Here is a 16,794-nt window from a genome sequence, read left to right as displayed (position 1 = left end):
ATGTTAATTAAGGGAAGTTTCGGGGCTAACTTAACATTATTTATTGTGCAGTCGCGCCTGTCAGATGATGATCTGCTGCTTAAATCCCGATTGCCCAAATCCCCTCAATCCTGACACACAGAAGTTATGCCAAAGTTGTAGTACCCCCTTGGTGCCACTTTTGCGAAATCGCTTCCGTGTGATTCGGTTGCTTTCCGATCAGGGGGGATTTGGCAGAACCTATTTATCCGAGGATACAGATAAACTAAATGAACGTTGTGTGGTCAAGCAATTAGCGCCGAAGTTTCAAGGAACTTGGTCGCAAAACAAAGCAGTAGAATTATTTGCTCAGGAAGCAAAGCGTCTGCAAGAGCTAGGAGAACACCCACAAATACCAACTCTTTTAGCTTATTTTGAGCAAGACGACTGTTTGTATTTAGTACAGCAGTTTGTCAATGGGCAAAATTTGTTAACCGAGTTGCAACGGCGAAAACTATATAGACCGGCGGAAATTAAAGCAATTTTGCTGCATTTATTGCCTGTCCTCAAGTTTATCCATGACCGTGGTGTGATTCACCGGGACATCAAACCAGAAAATATTATTCGACGACATGGTGACGGAAGATTAAGCCTCATAGATTTTGGTTCCTCGAAGCAGTTAACCACCAGAGCACCGAAGAACATGGGGACATCAATTGGTTCCCATGGTTATTCGCCATTGGAGCAAATTAGAGATGGTAAGGCTTACCCTGCTAGTGATTTGTTTGGTTTGGGGGCTACCTGCTTTCATTTACTAACTGGAATTGCTCCCTTTCAGTTGTGGTCTGGAATATGGCTATGGTTGGGTGACTAATTGGCGACAATATTTGCGAAGTCCATTGAGTACTGAATTGGATTATGTTCTCGATAAGCTGTTGAGAAAAGATATCGAGCAGCGTTACCAATCAGCCGATGAAGTCATGAAAGACTTGAACCCAAAACAACCACTAGCACTAGCAAAAGTAAGTAAATCTTCGGAAAAAATACCGGTAACTCAGATTTCATCTTTACCAATCCAATATAGCTTACTGAAAAATATAGTTTTAGTCAGTGCCTTGATGATGTTATTTGGGATTGAAGATTCTTGGTATCAGCAATATCAGCGCTTTCAGACTGTGTTATTGTCTACATTGACTCAAGATCATAGTAGTGGTGGCGGGTCAGTTACCGAAGGGTCTCCCAATTCAAGTTTCAAGAATATTACCTTAGCTAAAGCTCTGGAAGGTCATGAAGATGTGGTTTTATCTGTGGCTATTAGTCCCGATAGCCAGATTTTTGCCAGCAGTGGGGAAGGGAGTATTAAAGTTTGGAATTTAGTTACAGGCGAGGTAATTACGACGGTCAATAGCCGACAAAGGGTGAATGTCGTAGCTATCAGCCCGGATGGAAGTACTTTAGTTAGTGGTGGCGATGATCAAACTATCAAAATTTGGAATCTTCCTACTGGTGAGTTACTTCGCACCCTCAGGGGACATTCCGATTCAATTCACGCCTTAGCCTTTAGCCCAGATGCCAGCACTTTAGTTAGTGGTAGTGATGATGGTACTATTAAACTGTGGAATATGGCCACGGGAAGGTTAAGAGGTACGCTCAGAGGTCATACATCTTGGGTGCGTTCACTAGCTATGAGTGCAGATGGTGTAACTCTAGTCAGTGGTAGTTTTGACAAAACTATTAAAATTTGGGATCTGCACAGAGCAGTTTTGCTCCGCACAGTTGAGCAAGATGGGGAAATAGTTACAGGTGTGGCTTTGAGTCCAGATGGTCAGACCCTAGCTATTGCTAGTCGCGATGACTCCGGCGGTAAGCTACGCACGATGACACTTGGGGATTTAGGGACAGAAGGGAAAACCCAGACACTAGCAGAGAATATCGAAACTGTAACATCCATTGCTTTTAGTCCCGATAATACCACTCTTGTTAGTGGTGGGCGCGATCGCGAAGCGCAGCTGGAAGCAGGTCGCACAATTAGACTTTGGGATTTAGCCACAGGTCAACAAATGCGTACACTTGTGGGACACGCGGATACTGTCACCGCCTTGGCTATCAGTCCTGATGGTCAGACTCTGGTCACTGGTGGTGAAGACAATACTATCATCCTTTGGCGAGTCCCTCAGTAAGAGATGTTGCATATAGCTTGCAATTGAGTATCTCGTTTGCTTAATATGAGTTCCAAGAAACACCCAACACCGACGAGATAGTAAACTGTGGAAAACAACTGGCTAGATTGACTTTGTACATTGTTGCCCAGTCATAAGTTCCCATATATCAAAACCATCTGCCTTTAGCAGTTGTAGCAGACTTTCTTAGTTTTAGAAAAGACCCTTTCTATATACCTTGAGTTGCAAGTATATGGCTCGCTTGATATGGGTATCCATCAAAATTAGACCTGATGGGCTGAGGATGTCTATTTTGCAGTTAATTGTATAATTAGACACTAACACTATTACTTTGGTTCGATGTCGCTATCATGGAAAGAATGATCTATAACCTATTGAGATTGGGAGATACCAGCCATACCTGATAACAAAGTATTTTACTGTTAATTGCGACGGTTATGGTATAAAAGCCAGCAATCAAATATTAGGTTACGGAAGATGAATGGTAAATTATTGACACCATTTCAACGCCAATTATTACTCAAAAAGTTGGCAGAAGATATACCAGAATTATACCGCCAACGGATTTCAATTATGCTGTTGGCAGATGAAGGAAAATCACAAAGGGAAATATGCCGTACTTTAGGATGCTGTTCAGCTACCGCCAGACACTGGATACATATAGCCCGTAGTGGGAAAGCCCACGAATGGGAAACATCACCAGTTGGTCGTCCGAAGGCTATCAATGAGGAATATATAGCACGTCTTGAAGAACTTGTCAACCATCATCCCCACGATTATGGTTATGGTTTTCGGCGTTGGACAGCTAACTGGTTAAGTAAACACTTAGCTAAAGAGTTTGGACTGCAATTGAGTGAATGTCATATCAAACGCTTACTCAAACAAATGGGACTATCCACTAAAGGTAAATCTGAAACTGCATCAGAAAATACCCATGAAGGTGTGACTTGCCAAATATCTATTACTGATATCACAGGAAAATCTAGGGGAAATACTAATGTATTTGTACCGATTCAATTGCTGAAATTTCATAAAAATTAAATAGCTATCATCCTCTAATTGAGAAACCCTTGGGGGGGTGAGTTAAGACAATGCTCCTCATCAACCCAGGGGTAACAGATGATTGTGTCCGTTTTTAGAAGGGGAAACCTATCAAGTACTTACGCAATTGCAGAAAATCAGATCATCATCTTCTAAATTCTCTAAATTTATGGTTCGAAGAATCAGTTAAAACACAAATTTCCCAGGAATTATTCAATCAAACCCTAGGATATTCCTTTTCTGTCGCAGAATTTCAAATCTATGGACAGCAACTAAAATACAGAGAACCGAAAATAGGGAAATTTTGGTCAGGTACAGGAGTTGAACCCGGTATTTATGTTGTACTTAGCAGCAAAGTGAGGTTAATTGATGACAGTGGAGAAGTAATTACCACGGTCAGAAAAGGTGAGTCCTTCGGACATCATACATTGTTTCCTAATCTTAACTGTCAGGTTTATGGTGCGCGAGCCAGTGAAAGTCTGCGTTTGTGTTTTTTCCCTGGTGAACTGCTCAAAAACTTAATGGATAAATATCCACAAATTCAAGAGCACCTGAAAACAAAAACCCATATTCTCCATTCTCCATCTCAGCAGCCATTACCAAGAGTCACTACCGGGGAAAATCACCACCAAACCAGAGAAAAAATTAGTCAAGCTTACCTTCCCACTCCTACCCAAAAAGTTCGTCATCTATTACAAAGAATTACTCGGCGTTATCCCTTTTTTGCTCAACACAGCGCTTCTGATTGCGGTGCTGCTTGTTTAGTGATGGTTTCTCTCTATTGGGGGAAACAATTTAACCTCAACCGGTTAAGGGAGATGGCTAATGTTGATCGTAATGGTGTATCGTTGCGTGGGTTAACCACCAGCGCGGAAAGCCTGGGTTTTAATACCCGTCCGGTGAAAGCTAATATCCAGCAGTTAGGACAACAGAAACTACCGGCGATTGTCCATTGGGAAGGAAAACACTATATTGTTGTCTATGAAATTACCCCTCAAAAGGTGATAGTTGCTGACCCTGGGGTTGGTCAACTGACTCTTTCTTACTCAGAATTTCAGACTGGTTGGACTGGGTATACACTCCTGCTAGAACCAACGGCTTTATTTAAGAATGCACAAGAAAGTACAACTCCTTTTTGGCAATTTTTTGAACTGGTCAAACCTCATGGTGTGGTCATAGGGGAAGTATTTATTGCTTCCATCTTTATTCAAATATTTGGACTGATTACACCCTTATTTACACAACTGATTTTAGACCGTGTGATAGTACAACGGTCTCATTTAACCTTAATGGCTGTGGGGTTGGGTTTGATGATGTTTAGCCTGTTCCGTGTGGCCATGACAGGTTTAAGGCAATATCTGATTGACCACACGGGTAATAAGATTAATGTGGCTTTGGTGGTGGCGTTTATTCGTCACACTTTCCGATTACCTTTAAGCTATTTTGAAAATCGTTATGTGGGTGATATTGTCTCTCGGTTACAGGAAAATAGCAAAATTAAAAGCTTTATTTCTGGGGAAGCATTATCAATCGTTCTAGATTTTCTGACTGTATTTATTTATCTGGGGTTGATGTTTTGGTACAGTTGGCAAATGGCTTTGATATCTTTAGTAATTGTGCCGCCATTTTTGGGTCTGGCTTTGATTGCTACACCTTTTTTACAGCGAATTTCCCGACAAATATTTAAGGCTTCAGTTCAGGAAAATAGTTATATTATTGAGGCTTTAACTGGTATCAGAACTATCAAATCAACGGCGGTAGAACAAACAGTACGTTGGCATTGGGAAGAGTTATTAAACAAGGAGATAAAGACTAACTTTTCTGGGCAAGTAATTGGCAATCGGTTACAGATTTTTAGTAATACAATTGAGGCTGGTGTATCTACGGCTTTATTGTGGTATGGGGCATATTTGGTAATTGAAAATCAATTATCTATTGGGCAGTTGGTGGCATTTAATATGCTTTTAGGCAATATTATTAACCCTTTTAAAAGATTAGCTGTGCTGTGGAACCAGTTACAAGAGGTAATCATTGCTGTGGAAAGGATTAATGATGTGTTAGATGCTAAACCGGAAGAGGATATACAAGAGCAACAACGGCAAAATTTACCAGAAATTCAGGGTAATATTGATTTTCAACAGGTGACCTTTCGTTATCATGAGGATGCTAATGTTAATATTCTGCAAAATGTCAATTTTTCAATTAAATCAGGACAAACAGTGGCTTTAGTGGGGCGTAGTGGGTCTGGTAAAACTACAATTTCTAAGCTGGTTTTAGGTCTGTATCCACCTACTAATGGTAAAATCTTAATTGATGGACATGATATTACTACTATCTGTTTAGATTCTCTGCGCCAACAGGTGGGTGTAGTTGATCAGGATACTTTTTTGTTTGGTAATACTATCCGGGAAAATATCTGTTTAGCACATCCTGATGCAAGTTTAGAGGAAATTATCACCGCCGCTCAATTAGCAGGTGCTGATGAGTTTATCCAAAAATTACCTATGGGTTATGAAACTCAAATTGGTGAAGGGGGCGGTTTATTATCTGGGGGTCAAAGACAAAGAATTGCGATCGCCCGCGCTTTATTAGGTAACCCCAAACTCTTGATTTTTGATGAAGCTACTTCTCACCTTGATACGGAATCAGAACGGATAATTCAGCAGAATTTGCAGACAATTCTCAAGGGGAGAACTGCTTTAATTATTGCTCATCGTTTGTCTACTATCAGGAATGCTGATTTAATTTTGGTTTTAGATCAAGGTATGTTGATTGAATGTGGTAGTCATGAGCAATTAATCGACAAACGTGGTCATTATTTCTATCTCAATCAACAGCAATTAGGTAACAAGGATTATTCCTAAATATAGGAGATGGTTGGGCGATATTTTCTGAGGTAAATTAAGGTAAATTTATGTCATATACAATCAATGAAAATGGAAAAGTCACAACGGAAGAGATTTTATCTATAACTCCTGAGACTATGGGGAAATCTCCGCAGGTTCCAGTACAGGTAAAATCTCACGCTCATTGGTCTTTTGCAACTCAAGAATTATTAGATGCTTTACCCCAAGTGTGGACTAGGGGATTACTGTACTTTTTAGTCATATTTGTGGCAATTATTTTACCTTGGGCGATGTTGTCTAAGGTGGATGAAACAGGTACAGCTAGGGGGAAAATTGAACCGGAAGGTAAAACTATGAGGTTAGATAGTCCGGTATCTGGAACTGTCAGAGAAATTCTGATTCAGGAAGGCCAGGAAGTCAAAGATGGACAACCTCTATTACTGTTAGATTCAGATTTAGTGACTGCTGAATTAGCTCAGGTGAAGGAGAGGTTAGAAGGACAATTAAATAGGCGATCGCAATTAACTAGTCTGCAAAATCAGTTAGTAGTGACTTTCAGCACTCAACAACAACAAAATCAATCCCAGCAGTTAGAAAAACAATCGCAAATCGACCAAGCTAGACAACAATTAATAGCATTAACAAATAACTGGGAGTTACAAAAGTCGGAAAAATTATCTCAAGTCAACCAGGCTAAACAAAATTTAGCCCATAGTATCACTGCTCATAAGTTAACTGCAAGCAGCTTGGCGATCGCTCAACGAGAAGAAACCAGATACAGGGAATTATATCAAGAAGGGGTCATCCCTGAAATTAACCTTGTAGAAAAGCAAGAACAAACAAAACAAAGACAACAGTTATATGAACAAAGTCAGTCAGATATTCAACAAGCTGAATTACGTTTAGCAGAACAGCAAAGCAGTTATGAACGAGTGATCAAACAGGGAAAAGCTGATATTACCCAAGCAGAACTCAGAGCGAGGGAACAAGAACGCAGTTATGAAACCCTCAAGCGTTCCGGTGAATTAGCTTTACTACGTATTCAAGAACAACAAAACAATTTAGCCACAGAAATCACCGCACTAGCAGCAGAAATCGCTCAAACTCAAAAACAGATTGAATCTCTGAATATTCAACTAGCACAAAGGGAAGTCACAGCACCCATGACTGGGACTATATTTCAATTACCCATTCAAAAAGCTGGCGCTGTGGTTCAAGCGGGAACAATGGTCGCAGAAATTGCGCCGCTTAATTCACCTTTAGTGATGAGAGCGCAAATAGCAACCGCACAAAGTGGTTCTCTGAATGAGAAATTACCAGTGAAGCTGAAATTTGATGCTTATCCTTTCCAAGATTATGGAGTTATAGAAGGAGAGTTAATGAGTATTTCTCCCACAACTATAGATATAGATACACCCCAGGGGAAGGTATCAGCTTATAACTTAGAAATCAGTTTACCAGACAACTGTATCCCACACAGAAATCAATGTATTCCCCTACGTCCGGGAGATACTGCTACAGCGGAAGTAATTTTACGTCAGCGGCGAATTATTGATTTTATCATTGACCCCTTTAAGCAATTACAAGCAGGGGATTTTAAGTTATAGCAGTCAATTCCACAATTACCAATTAAGCAGGACAAGATTATGTCATACCCCATGGTAGTCACTCAAGAAGATATTTTACGTCAAATCAAACTATCTGGAAAAATTCCTGAAACAGTTGAGCAGATTATTCAGCGCAAAATCATTAAAAATAGGGCGGATGAAGTGGGGATAAAGGTAGAAGTTGCAGAATTACAACAAACAGCAGACCAAATGCGGTTAGTTAACCAACTCACTACCACTGATGAAACTTGGAGATGGTTAAAAAAACATGGTTTATCTTTAGAGGATTTTGAAGAAATTATCTATATAAACCTCCTCACCGCTAAGTTAAGTCATCATTTATTTGCTGCTGAAGTTGAACCATACTTTTATAACCATCAAGTAGATTATCTACAGGTGATCATGTATGAAGTTATCTTAGATGATGAGGATTTAGCCTGGGAGTTATTTTATGCGGTTAAAGAAGGGGAGAAAAGTTTTTATGATGTCGCTCATCAATATATTCAAGATGTAGAACTACGTCGCCAATGTGGATATCGAGGGGTGATGGGTCGTCAAAATTTACATCCAGATATTTCTGCTGCTGTATTTGCAGCTGAACCACCACAGCTGCTGAAACCGATTGTGACAGCTAAAGGTATACATTTAATTTTTGTGGAGGAGATGATTCGACCCCGATTAGATGAGCAGCTAAGTTATCAGATCATCGGCCATTTATTTGCTGAGTGGTTAAAGCAGCAGGTTGAGCAGACGGATTTTCAAATATAACACTCAGATTTAATCTTTAAATTAGGGTGGGTTAGGAATTTCTAACCCACCCATTATTTACAGCGTATTTTATCTGAGTGAGATACACAAGGGCGGGCTTTTGTGCCCACCCCACAAGATTTATGATATTAAGGTGTGTACTTTATTTAGTTGAAAAGTGCTGTATATTCTCTCAATATTACGTCTAGCAACTCCTGGAAATTGTGCTAAACATTCGAGTAGATGAACAAAATACAAATCTTGCTAAATGGGTTTAGACTAGTCCAAAATCGTTATCAATTGAGGGTGTAGAGTCTGTATTGTTGCTGATTCCGCCCCATCCTGTAGATAAGAAAGAGAACATGGTGTTAAAGAAAATCATCATAAAAGTTATAGCCATAAGTCTATTTATCATCTGGGAGAATTGTCCGATGAACATAAATCCGCCCATGATTTTCTCCATTTCCTCTGGAGAAAGTTGCTGCAATTGAGTAGATTCAACTTCTAGGTTTTTAATGGTGATGTTAGCCATGATTGAATTTCTCTTAGTAAATGCGGTGCTTTGGTTTTGGTAACTTATGTATGTCCTGCGCTTCACTCACCTTCAGAAGTGAAATGTCTAGTTAATAAATAACACAGGGTGTAAAAATTACACCCTGTTTTTTTAATCAAAATTAGCTAATTTGACTTAAATTACTCACCTTTGCAATACTCATATTTGTCATGGCACTCATACCAAGAATATGTACCAGTCCCTAGATAGCTTTGAATCATATTTCCCATAAGCATAGCGAAATCAGTTAATAGTTGTGCACCTGCGAGCCGTCCTATAGCAACGGTATAATCCGTCCATCCACCGATAACTTTTTCCATTTCGCCGGGGGAAACTTGATTCAATGCAGTAGATTCAACTTCTAGGTTTTGAATTGTGATGTTAACCATGATTTACTTTCTCCTAGTAAATGCTATGTTTTTGTGTTTGTTTTTGGAATCAGGCTCTTGCCTGTTTCTGTAACTATAATCCCTGATTTATTTAGGCTTTTCAAGCTGATGAAACATGAATAACGTACATAAATAATGCTATTGATCATCATTTTAATAACGGAAAAATCAAGGTTTAAGAGAAGAGTAATAACTAACTGATACTATCAAGCCATGATTTCGGTTCATAATTATTGCTATTAAGATACTTTTTGTATATAAGCAGGGAAAAATCCCTAGATTGACTGCTAAGAGTTAACTGTCAACCCCCATGAGTGGAGATTGCACTAATCATTATTAAGGTCTGGTGGGATGAATATCAATAAATAAAAGCAGGGTGTAGAAATTACACCCTGCTGTTTGGAGAATATCTTGGTTCTTAGTTACTGTACTATATTGAAGAAGTAATAATTTAGGTGAGTAAATGCGGTATGGTATGGGAATCAGGTGTTTACCTGTTTCTGTAACTATCATCTCTGATTTATTGATGATTTTCCAGATGATGAAACATGAATAACGTACATAAATCATGCTATTTATGATGATTATAATCTCTGGTTTAATGCACTACTAATAACTAACTGATACTATCAAGCCATGATTTCGGCTCATAATTATTGCTGTTAAGAGGTTGTTTGATAATTTTTCAACAGGTAATTTTTATCTTAGGGAACAGGGAACAGGGAACAGGGAACAGGGAATAGGGAATAGGGAACAGGGAACAGGGAACGGGGAACAGGGAATAGGGAATAGGGAATAGGGAACAGGGAATAGGGAATAGGGAATAGGGAACAGGGAATAGGGAATAGGGAACAGGGAACACCGAAGGATTGGGGAATGGGGAACACCGAAATCATAACTTTTCAGACTTTAGCTACTAATAGCGCCTCTGACTAAAATTACTGTACAGTCTACCCCAGAGGCGATCGCTTCGGGGATATTACCTTGTACTGCTTGCTGTAATAACCCCTCACGGGAAGCTCCTAAAACCACTACATCATAATCGTCGTCTTTTACCAGGTTAATCACTCCTTCCGCTACGGAGTCAGCTTGTAGGGGGATAGCAACCACATGACTGGATAACTGACGACGACCCATTAAGACGCGGATGGCTTGTTCTAAAACCGTCATATCTGGTTGTAACTGGGAGGGTTTAAACACTTGGGTGAGGCGAATATATGGATAATCTCCCAAGGTGGCTAAAGCGGGTAAGAGTTTAATCGCCGCTGTCGCATTGGGACCGCCGACCATTGTCACCAACCAACGGTTAAATTGAGGAGAGGTAGAGGGGGTTAATTGTGGTTCGCTCAGGAGTTGAACAGATGGGGGAAATGGGGAAGGGGAAATTTTCCCCAGTTTGACTAACATCACATCGCAGGTGGCCTGGCGAATGATGGTATCTACAACATTGCCAAAAATCCGCCCTGGGGTGGAGGTTTGACCTTTCCACCCCATTAAAATCAGGTTGATGTGTCGTTCGTTGATGGTTTCTAATATGGCTTGGGCGGGGTCGTGGGCGACTCTAATTTGGGTGTGTAGGGGAATTTTCCACTTTTTGGCTAAAACTTCCGCTTGGCGTAGTAGGCGGCGACTGTGAACTGTTCTGACTGGTGTTTCTGATGGCGAAGTGTGACGGGATACTAAAATGATTTGTACACATTCTATTTCATAGTGGCGATCGCGGGCAATAGCGGCGGCCATTTCTAAGAGGATAGCGGCGGTGTGGGGATTGGCTATTGGTATCAATAATCTACCTCTGCCAATATTGGGCGATCGCGTTTGATAAACTAAATAAGAAGGTTCCGTATGTGCTTTACTCACGTTCCCATGGTTGAGGTGTTCAGCTTGGGCGCGGATAATATCTGCACGGGTAATAATTCCAATTAACTTTCTCCCTTCTACTACTGGTAGGCGGCTAATTTGATACCTATCCAGCAAATACAACACATGACTGAGGTTATCCTTGGGTTGTACTGTCATGGGGGAGGGCTGCATAATAGACTTTAATAGTACCTTCTGTGGGGGTTGGCTCTGGTCTAGGATGTAGGAGTCACTATCGCGCTTAGTCACTAAATCCGATTGTGTAATCATTCCTACCAGTTTACCCTCCTCTACCACTGGAAAACCGCGATGATGGGAACGAGAAAATACTTGCATTGTTGCTTCTAATGTCATGTCTGCATCCAGGGTTTCTACTCGATGCTGCATGACATCATTGGCTGTTAATTTCCCTAATATCCCCTCGTTGGAAACTGCTTTAGTAATAGTGATCCCTTTTAGCTGTAATAGTTTGTCGTAGAGGGACCCCGGAATTACTTTGTCGGAAACTAAGTAAGCAGCTACAGATACAATCATTAAGGGTAAGACCAAATTGAAATCTGTAGTCATTTCAAACACAATTACAATGGCTGTAATGGGTACTTTAGAAACTGCACAAAAAAACCCTCCCATACCAGCCAAAGCGTAGGTGGTGGGTGAGTCCACGGCTAAGAAGTAAGAGGCGGATACACCTACCAGATGTCCTAAACAAGAACCCAAAATCAAACTAGGTGCAAATAACCCCCCAGGCGCACCGGAACCGAACGCAATGAGAGTGAGGAGAAATTGAGATAAAAAGGCGATCGCGGCAAAAGGTATATTAGCTTCGCTAATAATCATATACTCCCTTAACCCGGCATAATTACGGAAAGATTCTGGAAGTATTGCCACTACTAACCCTGAAATAAAACCAGCTATAGCCATTTTCAACGGTAAGCTGAGATGGAGAGTTTGATAAATTTTAATACTAGTGATAATGCCACGGTTAAATAATGCACCCAGTAACCCGGCTAAAATTCCCAATACCAAAAAAAAGGGAATTTCTGGTAAGGAGAAGTTACTAGAGTATTGCAGCAATTCTAGGTTGAGTTGTAAACTCCCCCCACCCAACAACCGGGAGACTACACCACCAATAAAGGAAGCAATAATGGCGGTTCCTAAAGTCAGCCCTGATAAATCCTGGAGTAATTCCTCGACAATAAATAATACACCAGCAATGGGGGCATTAAAAGCCGCAGCTAAACCAGCACCGGCACCAGCTGCAATCATCTGACGGCGATGGTCTGGGGAAGTGGGAACCCAGTTACTCATCCCTGCTGCTAAACCCGCGCCTACGTGAACTGTGGGCCCTTGTCGCCCTAAACTCAACCCGGAACCAAGGGTAATGATGGCAGTAACTAACTTGATAATTGCCACTTGCCAGGATAGTCTAATTGGTACATTAGCAAGGGTGGCTTTAACTTGGGGGATACCGCTACCTGAAGCTTCTGGCGCAAATCTATTGACTAAATACCCGGCTATGAACCCAAAGCTCATACCAATGGTAGGTAAGAACAACCATGGTGGCACAATTTGAGTGGTCTGTACCCGCCAAGTACCCAACCATCCCGCTCCCATTTTCAAGCATACCGCACCAAAGGCCGCTACAAGACCAATAATACAAGCCTCCGCGATCGCTAAACCTCTTGTGGGTTGCAACCAGATACGAAGGCGCTGAGTCAGAATAGAAAGGCCCATATGAAAATATCAATATCAGCAGATGCTTAGTCATTAGACACTAGACGCAGAAAATCTAGTCTCTAATCAAATATTGTGGACTTGTTTTTCTATTATGGACTGATAAACACTGATAAACCTATTCAGGTTGAGAATCGGTGGTTTCTCCTTGCCAGGAGAGTGGAACCCCTGGCTAAATCTAATCATGGTTTTTCAATACACTTTACCAATTGTAGATAATCCTTCTACTATCAAGGATGGGGTATAACAAGACCCATTCCAATCTGCGTCACTACCTAATGCTACTAGTTGTTTGAGAACTGTGTAAACGTTACCTGCCACCATGGTATCCTTAACACGCCCAATGATCTCACCGTTTTTGACCCGATAGCCCAAATCAACATTAATGGAAAAGTCACCAGAAATACCGTTGCCACCACCGAGCATTTGATCTACAATTATGCCCTCATCCATTTGATGAATTAGTTCTTGTAGCGATGCCGAACCAGGTTGAATCAAGAAATTAAATAAGCCAGGACTAGGATAACTGCCAAAACTAGGACGAAACCCATTACCGGTGGTATTAATACCCAGTTTGTTGGCTGTGGTGCGATCGCAATAGAAATTCTGTAAAATTCCGTTTTGGATAAAAACTACAGTAGTAGTGGGAATACCCTCATCATCAAAAGGACAACTATAGGGACCTGCTTGGGGATCTTGGTAGAGGGTGAGACTGGGGGAGATGACTTGTTGACCTAGGCGTTCTACCCAGGGGGAAGCTAATTCTAAAATCCGCTTACCATTCAAAGCCGCTTGTACGGTTCCCCAAAGCATATCCGCAGCCTTAGAGGTAAACAAGACGGGAACCCTACCCATGGGGGGTGGGACGTTGTTTATAGACCAATCTAGTCTTTGTAAAATTTGATCAGCTAATTTTTGCGGGTGCAGAATATCCCTCTGGGTTTCTCCATCAGCCACACTCAAAAAATCATCGCCCTTGACCCATTCCGCAGCCATGTAGGAGCTGAGAGTAGTGTCAGTGTAGTAACAATCTAAACCTACACTATTACAAAGTCTGGTAGTTTCCACATCACATTCCCAGTCACTGTTGCAAAGCACATCGGGATAGACATCACGGATGAGAGCGATCGCCTCTCTCCCCCAATTTACTAATACTTCTAAGGATACAGAGTGACCTATATCTGGGTAATTTGGCCGATAATTATTGACTAAATCTACTGGTTCCGGTATACTGATACGACTTAAGGCTAGAGCGCGTTCTACCATTGCTTGTGGAGAGACACAACCATAAGCTACGGTTAGTCCCGGTCGCCCATCGCGCCATAGTCGTAGTGCTGTACCTTCAGATTCGCTGGTTTCTACCTGTTTGAGACGGTTAGCTTCAAAAAAGACAGGACGAGAAAGCGATCGCGACTGATAGACCTCTGCTGCTTCCGCTCCCGATTTAATAGCTAGTTCTAGCAGATGTTCTGCTAGGGTGTCTTGTGAGAAATTTTCAGAACCCATGACCCTCGATCAATTGTCGTGTTTGGATTTGTCAGCGAGCAAATGAATCAACGCAGATAATTATCCCAAATCATTGGTACCTATCCGCGTTGTCTGCACCGAGAAAATTTTGCTAAAATTATCTGGTTGTATGAATATATACTGATATTATGTTTTTTTCTTTGTCAAAAATCCCCCCCCAATTAGCCCAGATTTAAATTAGCCCAAATTTAAATTTTGCAGCAGCCAAAATCCGGTAAAAGATTCTGCTTGAGGATCAGACTGGACACCAATAAAATGCACTCCATTAGCTTCTTGTTTGGCTTTTTCGTAACCTTTGGCTTCTGCTAAAGTTTGGGGGTTGTTGATATTAGCCAAAATCCAACTTTCAGTAGCACCAGTTTCTAAAATTAATCTTTGCCCTTGTTTAGTGTCAAAGTTCAAGCAAGCCAGCTCTAAACCGGACATCCACCCGGCTATAGGTAAGGCTCTGGGTGAAAAAATTAATACGCCAGGAATGCGAGTTTCTGCGGAGACATTGGCCAGTTCTAAGGGAAAAGCCTCACCAAAACCAATATCCCACTCTGGCATATCAGCAAATTCAGCAGCTTGTAGGCTCACAAATGCCCATTGTTCGCCCTCTAAAGCATCCGGTAACCGTTGGGGTAAAGGGCTGTCTAAACGCACCGATGCATTGGTTCCCTGTTGATATCCGGGTTCTTGAGGATAAACCTCCTCCATTCGCTGTTTCAACCATTGATTGAGAACTAAAATCCGGCGGCTAGCTTGAGCGGGGATACCCGCATCCTGACAAGCTTTAGTGATCATATTGTTCATTTGACGGCGAAAGAAGCGGATTTTGATTGGTGCTTCCCCAGCCTTGTCAATGGCCTCCTGTAACGCCGTCCGCAACCAAACCGAATTTACCTGAGTACTGGGACAATACTTGGGCATAACGAAATAAAGATTCCGGTTTGGTGCGAATATCCGACGGACTTTCGCATATTAAGACTTCCCAAACTTTTTTCTGCTTTTCATCTAAAATTGGACGAGAGTAAAAATCAATTTCCCAAATACTACTCATGTTTGGTTCCGTAAAATTCTGGCGACTTGATATTTTTTGATATTTTTATCTTAAGAGGGAATGGGGCGCAAACCAGTTGAGCAATTAGTGATCACGTCCAAGGGAAAAACTTTACAGGATACCTGCTTTGACGCAATACCTGGGCTGCAAAACTTGAAACTAACCACTCTTGGAGTTTACCAATGGTTCCCGAAGAAACTGCGATCGCGCTAATGTCAGTCATGACCCCGATCTCTAAAACCTCGGTAAAGTTTTTTCTGGGTTAAACAGGGGATTTTCCCGGATCTCCGATTACTAGTAACTCAGTAACGTTAAAATAGGTCTGATTTCTTCCTGAATAGAAAAACTATGACAATCTATCCCCATTCTACTCTCCAAAGTGCCTTTGCTGACCGCCGTGTCCTCAAAGTTATTAGCGGGTTGAATAACTTTGATCGCGATCGCGTAGCTGCTACTATCAAAGCAGCTGAACTCGGTGGTGCGACTTTTGTCGATATTGCCGCCGATGCTGATTTAGTCCAGATGGCTAAAAACTTGATTAATTTACCGGTTTGTGTATCAGCAGTTGAACCAGAAAAGTTTGTCTTAGCGGTCAACGCTGGTGCAGATTTAATTGAAATTGGTAATTTTGATAGTTTTTACGCCCAAGGACGGAAATTTACCGCTGAGGAAGTTTTAGCACTGACTCACCAAACCCGCGCCCTGTTACCAGAAATTACCCTATCTGTGACAGTTCCCCACATCCTAGAACTAGATCAACAAGTACATCTAGCAGAGGAACTAGTCAAGGCGGGCGCAGATATTATCCAAACCGAAGGCGGTACCAGCAGTCAACCTACACACCCTGGAACTTTGGGGTTAATTGAAAAAGCAGCCCCCACTTTAGCCGCAGCTTATGAAATTTCCCGTGCTGTTTGGGTACCTGTACTGTGTGCTTCGGGTATTTCCAGCGTCACCGCACCTTTAGCTATAGCTTCTGGTGCTGCTGGGGTTGGTGTTGGTTCTGCAATTAATCAACTTAACAGTGAAGTGGCGATGATTGCTGCGGTGCGGGGTTTAGTTGAAGCTTTAGCTAGTGCTAACAGCAGAGCAATTATTTAACTTCACCTCTGATTCTCAGGGAATAATTGCATCTGTACCTATGCGTTGCTGCTAAAGCAGCAGCGCTGAGGCCATGGACTAGGTGGGACTCAAATAAGTTCTACAATTGAGCAGTCAACCTTTGGGGAAATAAAATCATCACCAGCAAAGGAAATGGGAATATTTAATGCTGTACATAAAGGAGCAATCCCTGGGGCGGGTGTGCCGTG

Annotated in this window: 11 protein-coding genes and 2 pseudogenes; 6 read left to right on the top strand and 7 right to left on the bottom strand. The window is 41.6% G+C overall.

What is annotated here, in order from left to right; translation table 11 throughout:
* Positions 1-67 precede the first annotated feature (67 nt).
* From AC6IZ0_RS19755 to AC6IZ0_RS19735, 5 genes and pseudogenes are all read left to right on the top strand, one after another.
* Positions 68-2,138: pseudogene (locus AC6IZ0_RS19755) on the top strand (protein kinase domain-containing protein).
* Positions 2,139-2,615: 477 nt separating this feature from the next.
* Positions 2,616-3,179, top strand: a complete 564-nt coding sequence (locus tag AC6IZ0_RS19750) for a helix-turn-helix domain-containing protein (protein ID WP_280792301.1) — start codon at positions 2,616-2,618, stop codon at positions 3,177-3,179.
* 356 nt (positions 3,180-3,535) lie between these two features.
* Entirely contained in the window at positions 3,536-6,043 is a 2,508-nt protein-coding gene (locus AC6IZ0_RS19745; protein ID WP_497724528.1) for an ABC transporter transmembrane domain-containing protein, read from the top strand.
* Between the two features lie 119 nt (positions 6,044-6,162).
* Complete coding sequence (locus tag AC6IZ0_RS19740) at positions 6,163-7,632, top strand: beta-barrel domain-containing protein (RefSeq protein WP_497726110.1); 1,470 nt, start codon at positions 6,163-6,165, stop codon at positions 7,630-7,632.
* Between the two features lie 39 nt (positions 7,633-7,671).
* Complete coding sequence (locus AC6IZ0_RS19735; RefSeq protein WP_497724527.1) at positions 7,672-8,400, top strand: peptidylprolyl isomerase; 729 nt, start codon at positions 7,672-7,674, stop codon at positions 8,398-8,400.
* A gap of 253 nt (positions 8,401-8,653) precedes the next feature.
* Here the strand turns inward: AC6IZ0_RS19735 and AC6IZ0_RS19730 are convergent, their stop codons facing one another.
* The 7 genes and pseudogenes from AC6IZ0_RS19730 to AC6IZ0_RS19700 all read right to left on the bottom strand — a co-directional run bounded on the left by AC6IZ0_RS19730 (position 8,654) and on the right by AC6IZ0_RS19700 (position 15,707).
* Positions 8,654-8,911, bottom strand: coding sequence for a hypothetical protein (locus tag AC6IZ0_RS19730; RefSeq protein ID WP_497724526.1), 258 nt, complete (start codon positions 8,909-8,911; stop codon positions 8,654-8,656).
* Between the two features lie 161 nt (positions 8,912-9,072).
* Positions 9,073-9,321 carry a hypothetical protein gene (locus tag AC6IZ0_RS19725; RefSeq protein ID WP_497724524.1) on the bottom strand — a complete coding sequence of 83 codons (249 nt, stop codon included), beginning with the start codon at positions 9,319-9,321 and terminating at the stop codon, positions 9,073-9,075.
* A 336-nt stretch (positions 9,322-9,657) separates the two neighbouring features.
* The gene (locus AC6IZ0_RS19720) at positions 9,658-9,834 is read right to left on the bottom strand and encodes a hypothetical protein (RefSeq protein WP_497724522.1); all 177 of its coding nucleotides are present in this window, start codon (positions 9,832-9,834) and stop codon (positions 9,658-9,660) included.
* Positions 9,835-10,230: 396 nt separating this feature from the next.
* Positions 10,231-12,915, bottom strand: a complete 2,685-nt coding sequence (locus tag AC6IZ0_RS19715; protein ID WP_497724520.1) for a chloride channel protein — start codon at positions 12,913-12,915, stop codon at positions 10,231-10,233.
* Between the two features lie 192 nt (positions 12,916-13,107).
* On the bottom strand, positions 13,108-14,421 hold the full coding sequence (locus AC6IZ0_RS19710; protein WP_497724518.1) for a TldD/PmbA family protein: 1,314 nt from the start codon (positions 14,419-14,421) through the stop codon (positions 13,108-13,110).
* Positions 14,422-14,619: 198 nt separating this feature from the next.
* Positions 14,620-15,484 (bottom strand): annotated as a pseudogene (locus tag AC6IZ0_RS19705) (Tab2/Atab2 family RNA-binding protein).
* A gap of 91 nt (positions 15,485-15,575) precedes the next feature.
* On the bottom strand, positions 15,576-15,707 hold the full coding sequence (locus AC6IZ0_RS19700) for a hypothetical protein (RefSeq protein ID WP_271730712.1): 132 nt from the start codon (positions 15,705-15,707) through the stop codon (positions 15,576-15,578).
* 125 nt (positions 15,708-15,832) lie between these two features.
* Between AC6IZ0_RS19700 and AC6IZ0_RS19695 the strand changes: the two genes are divergently transcribed.
* Positions 15,833-16,585: a DUF561 domain-containing protein gene (locus tag AC6IZ0_RS19695; RefSeq protein WP_497724516.1), complete on the top strand. Its 753-nt coding sequence runs from the start codon at positions 15,833-15,835 to the stop codon at positions 16,583-16,585.
* The last annotated feature ends 209 nt before the right edge of the window (positions 16,586-16,794 follow it).

Source organism: Anabaenopsis sp. NIES-4685 (assembly GCF_059725405.1).
Note: the sequence above shows the minus strand (reverse complement) of the source record. Positions and strands in the feature narration are given on the sequence as shown.

Bases quoted from the DNA above. Each gene is read 5' to 3' on its own strand.
- AC6IZ0_RS19750 (WP_280792301.1), top strand. From the start codon at position 2,616: ATGAATGGTAAATTATTGACACCATTTCAACGCCAATTATTACTCAAA.
- AC6IZ0_RS19740 (WP_497726110.1), top strand. From the start codon at position 6,163: ATGGGGAAATCTCCGCAGGTTCCAGTACAGGTAAAATCTCACGCTCAT.
- AC6IZ0_RS19735 (WP_497724527.1), top strand. From the start codon at position 7,672: ATGTCATACCCCATGGTAGTCACTCAAGAAGATATTTTACGTCAAATC.
- AC6IZ0_RS19730 (WP_497724526.1), bottom strand. From the start codon at position 8,911: ATGGCTAACATCACCATTAAAAACCTAGAAGTTGAATCTACTCAATTG.
- AC6IZ0_RS19725 (WP_497724524.1), bottom strand. From the start codon at position 9,321: ATGGTTAACATCACAATTCAAAACCTAGAAGTTGAATCTACTGCATTG.
- AC6IZ0_RS19720 (WP_497724522.1), bottom strand. From the start codon at position 9,834: ATGATAGTTACAGAAACAGGTAAACACCTGATTCCCATACCATACCGC.
- AC6IZ0_RS19715 (WP_497724520.1), bottom strand. From the start codon at position 12,915: ATGGGCCTTTCTATTCTGACTCAGCGCCTTCGTATCTGGTTGCAACCC.
- AC6IZ0_RS19710 (WP_497724518.1), bottom strand. From the start codon at position 14,421: ATGGGTTCTGAAAATTTCTCACAAGACACCCTAGCAGAACATCTGCTA.
- AC6IZ0_RS19700 (WP_271730712.1), bottom strand. From the start codon at position 15,707: ATGACTGACATTAGCGCGATCGCAGTTTCTTCGGGAACCATTGGTAAA.
- AC6IZ0_RS19695 (WP_497724516.1), top strand. From the start codon at position 15,833: ATGACAATCTATCCCCATTCTACTCTCCAAAGTGCCTTTGCTGACCGC.